Below are 4475 nucleotides of genomic sequence, written 5' to 3' on the forward strand. Positions count from 1 at the left end.
GTCTATGACGACCGGATTGTGCCGGTGCGGCGTCACGCGCTCGAGCTTTGGACCGTCGACCTCGAAAACATAGAGTTCGCAGCAGTGATCTTCATAGTCGTGGAAATCCGACAGATTGGTGAAAAGCCACCATTTTCCGCCATGACGCATCAGCACGCTGTCGGCGGCCGACCGGCCTTCGAGCGCCGTCGAGTACAATTCCCACTTCAGCGGAAATTCGACGCAGCGCCAGATCTGGATCTGGCGCGATTGGTGCCGCTCGGGCATCATGAAAATATCCTCACCATCCCTGAAAACAAAAGGATAGGAAAGGTGGTGCTCGCAACGCAAGGCTATCCCGAGGTGTTCAAGCTTGTCTCCGCGGAAGCGCCCGACGGCAATGTGGGCATTCTTCTGGCCATCCGCGTAGGCTTCGCAGAAGAGGTAACATTCGTTCCCGTGTTCGAAAAGGAAGGGATCCGCCTTGATCTCGTTCATCGTTGGCGGAATTTCAACGGATTGCTGTGGGTCGAAATCCTCGATGTGACCCCCGCCGGTATAGAGGGCCCAAACGGACGAACCGGAATGAAGCTTCTTTCTCAGCATTTTGATGCAACGGGCGGCGAGGTCGCCAGCAAGCGTAGCAACGTAGCGGCCAAGGTCTGAAGTGGAGGGCGGGGGGATTGCCGGAATGGGCCGGCGGGCGATCACATGCAGTTGCCGTGTCTCGGCAAGGCGTCTCAATTCGCGCATAAGCAAGGTCACGCCACGCTCCTTTATGGAGGCGGCAACGCGCGCAGCACTTGTCTTGGTATTGAAGAAGGACGACGCAATGACGTCAACGCTTCCGCCTGGTCCTGCGGACTTATAAAGCAAGAGCTCGACCGATGCCGCCTTCGAAATAGTACCACGATAGGCAAACCAGTCGACATTGTCCGAGACCTGATCGCTGCAACTCAACGCCCATTCTCCGAACGGCAAGGCGTCACTCACGCCTGATGGCAGGCCCGACGGCGTCATACGAACGACGATGTCCACTTCCAGGTCCTGCATGAGGCGTCGAAGGATGTCCTGGCTCTCCGCCGTTTCTAAATCGCGCGATCCCATGTCGTCGAACCGTTGGGATTCGGACGAAAAGGATTTCGGCAGATAGGGGGTCTCATGGGTAAGGAGCCTGCGTTCCAGACGGGCCTCGAGTGCGAAGAGCTTCGGCACCCGAACCTTAGGTGCCGCCTGATGCACGATGATGCTTGCAAGATCAAAAAGAGGCTCGGAAGCAAGCCGGTCAAGCACCATCAATTGCCATGCTTCGAGCCGATCCCTCGACTTTGCCAGGACCGCAACTTTCAAAGGTCTGTGTGCTGCCATTCCCATCCGCGCGTGCTCCCGAAATTGACGAACGTCTGACGAATTGCGCTCAGTGAGCTATTCCGCCTGATGACACGTCCGAGGAGGCTCCAAGGCGCGCGGATATGAGATTTGCCAGGGCCTTGCCGGAATCTATCAGCGAGTCCTCATGCCATCCTTCCAGGTCGAGCACCGGCGTGTCCTCGGCGACGGCGTTCCTCCAGCCGAACCTCAACTTTCGTGCCCGGCTATTGTGCGCCTGACTGCGCACCAGGACAATTGATGAATCTCTGATTGCCGGGTCATTGTGATGCGCGGCTGCGGAATTCATGAACGCAGTGACCATCGCATTGGCACGATCTGACTCCAAAGGTTCGGCACTTTTCACGTGAAGAAGCTGCATCAGCTTCCATGAGATGTTGAAGTGCCTGAAGTAATCCTGGGCGGTAATGTCCCCCTTCACCAGCTTGCTGGTGAAGTGCAAGACCCGCTTCGCGCGCCTTTCGGTCTGCCACCACATTAGGCGGCTCTTGGGCAGCGATGATACGTACGTGGGGCACCAGCTATCGATGGCAGCGGTACAGCGTACGTCTATGCCGATTTCGCGCAACTGCCGGCTGATCTCCATGACCAAAATGCCGTTCACACACAGACCGACAAGGGCCAAACGACGGGTTCCCGCCGGTATTTTCATCGCTTCGATCGCTTGTCTGGCTATATCTTCCACCGACATATCCGCCGGTGCGCTCGTCAAATCAGCGCTGAACATGTTCAGGTTGTGAACCGAAATGCTGTCGTCGATCTCGGTAGCGAGCGCGTAGTACAGGAAAGGATGATTAACGTATAGACAACAGCATCGCTGCTGCCTGTCTTGCATGTCACCAATTCCCAAAGAGACGAATCCGTTTCAACGCCTTCCAGTGTCTTGGCGATTTTTGCCGTGAATTCCTGGAATGTCCGAAATTTGGAAATCATTTCCGGATTTGGAACGATCTTGTAGGTCGCCTCTACGTCTTGCAGGAGTTTGGCTGCGAGAACGGAGTTGCCGCCGAGGGCAAAGAAATCGTCATCAGGCTGCAATTGGTCAACGTTCAAGACGCTGCACCACATTGAGGACAGGCCTTTGGACAGCTTCTCTCGCCGCCGGATCTGCTGTTCGGCAAACCTGGCCAATTGCGCGATGGACGGGTAGCGCAAGAGGTGCTTGGCTTCCAGCGGGAGATTGGCGTCCAGCATGCGCGCTGCCATGCGGAAAATCGTGAGGGAGTCGGCTCCAAGCGCATAGAGATTGTCGTCCACGCCGATATCCTGGCTGCCGAGTATGTCCTGCCAAATAGCCGCAAGTTGCACTTCCATTGGAGTGCGCGGTTTGGTCTTTTTAGCCTCGGTGCTGTGGGCAGGAATTCCTCGCTGCTGCAACGTCTTGCGATCAAGCTTGCCGTTGCCTGTCTGCGGCAATTCGCTGACGGTCACCCAGTAGGTCGGCACCATGTAGCGGGGCAGCTTCGCCGTGACGAAGTCCGAGAGCTCGGCTGCGCTCGGCTCGGCGCCTGCTTCCGGTACGATGTATCCAACGAGCAATTTGCCGTCACTCTTTTTCTCCGCAGCGACGACCGCGCAATGGCGCACGCCGGGAGCCTTCGAAACGACGGCTTCGATATCGCCGAGTTCGATGCGGAAGCCGCGGAGCTTGATCTGCTGGTCTCGGCGTCCGAGCAGTTGCAGCGAACCGTTCGCAAGGCGGCGTCCGACATCGCCGGTCCGATAGAGCCGCGTTGACCGGTTCGAGCCGAAGGAGATCGGAACGAAGGCCTTCGGTCAGATCCAGCCGGTCGAAGTAGCCGTTCGCCAGGCCGTCACCGCCTATGCACAGCTCGCCGGTGACGCCGATCGGCGCGATGTCGTTGTTGCCGCCGACGATGTGAAGCTGGGTATTGGCAATCGGATGGCCGATGGTGATCGGTGCCTCCGCGTCGGTAATGCGCGCGACGGACGACCAGACCGTTGTCTCCGTCGGGCCATACATGTTCCAGAGCTCGCCGCCGATTTTCAGCAGGGATTTGGCGAGTTCTTTCGGCATAGGCTCTCCGCCGCACAGCATCTTGAGGTGCGGTTTGTCCTCCAGGCCGGCCTCGACCAGCATCTGCCAGAGCGTTGGGGTTGCCTGAAGCACGGTCGCACCGCTCTTTTCCACGAGATCGACAATGGCGAAGCCATCCTGCACCTGCTGCCGGTCGGCAATCACCATCTTCCCACCGGTAACGAGCGGCAGGTAGAGCTCGAGCCCCGCGATGTCGAACGAGATCGTCGTCACCGCAAGGATCGTATCCCGATCGGTGAAGCCGGGCTCCTTCGCCATGGAGAGGAGGAAGTTCGTCAATGCCTGATGGGACACTTCGACGCCCTTGGGTGCCCCGGTCGAGCCGGAGGTAAAGATGACATATGCAGGGGCAGCGGAATTAGGCGGCAGAGCGTCAAGCGCAGTGCTGGTCATTCGGCCTATCGCCTTTGCTTCCTCGTCGATGCGAATAACGGGAATGTCTGCGGGGGCTAGCGACGCCATGGCATCGCTGTCGCATATCAGGCCGCCGACGCGCGCGACGTCGAGGGTCTGGCAAAGGCGCTCTTCAGGATGGGAAAGATCCATGGGCACGTAGGTGTGTCCGGCCTTCATGATCGCCAGCAGCGCCACGACCATGTCTAGCGACCGGTCGACGAGCAGTGCGATGCGCTGGCCGGGCTCGGGTATCGCCTCTTGAATATATCGGGCAAACTGATTGGAGCGGGCTTCCAGCCTGCCGTAAGTGATGGAGCGGCCGCCATGTTCGGCTGCAACCGCATCGGGCTGCTTCGACGCCTTGCGGGCGAAGAGGGAGGCCACGTGCTCATCGCGCGGATAGTTTGCCGCCGTGTCGTTCAATCCGTCGATCAGCCAGCCGCGTTCGTCGTCGCTCAATAACGGCAGCCTTGAGATCTCGACGTCGATGTTCCTGGACAGGGCTTCGGCGAGCGTTGCGAAATGCTGGATCCAGCGCTCGATTGTCGATCGGTCGAAGACCTCCGCATTGTATTCGACATCGATGCGGACGCCGTTTTCTTCTTCGAACGCGCAGAAGAACATGTCGAAATTCGAAAAGCCCTTCACGTTG

At 58.5% G+C, this 4475-nt stretch carries 4 protein-coding genes; all 4 read right to left on the bottom strand.

Annotation, left to right across the window (positions count from 1 at the left end):
* A partial coding sequence (locus tag C9413_RS28310; RefSeq protein ID WP_210263640.1) for a hypothetical protein occupies positions 1-1353 on the bottom strand: 1353 nt, incomplete at its 3' end.
* A 43-nt stretch (positions 1354-1396) separates the two neighbouring features.
* Positions 1397-2203 (bottom strand): hypothetical protein, encoded by an 807-nt coding sequence (locus C9413_RS28315; RefSeq protein ID WP_170251224.1) that lies wholly within the window; start codon positions 2201-2203, stop codon positions 1397-1399.
* A complete protein-coding gene (locus C9413_RS33900) occupies positions 2098-2955 on the bottom strand; it encodes a phosphopantetheine-binding protein (protein ID WP_348648809.1) in 858 nt (285 codons plus the stop codon). Before C9413_RS33900 ends, C9413_RS28315 begins: the two co-directional genes overlap by 106 nt.
* The coding region (locus C9413_RS28320) for an AMP-binding protein (RefSeq protein ID WP_348648810.1) at positions 2915-4475 on the bottom strand (1561 nt) is incomplete at its 5' end. The genes C9413_RS28320 and C9413_RS33900, both read right to left, overlap by 41 nt.

This window comes from Rhizobium sp. SEMIA 4085 (assembly GCF_013004495.1).
GTDB lineage: Bacteria > Pseudomonadota > Alphaproteobacteria > Rhizobiales > Rhizobiaceae > Rhizobium > Rhizobium gallicum.

Excerpts from the sequence above, each read along its gene's own strand:
- C9413_RS28315 (WP_170251224.1), bottom strand. The coding sequence starts at position 2,203 with ATGCAAGACAGGCAGCAGCGATGCTGTTGTCTATACGTTAATCATCCT.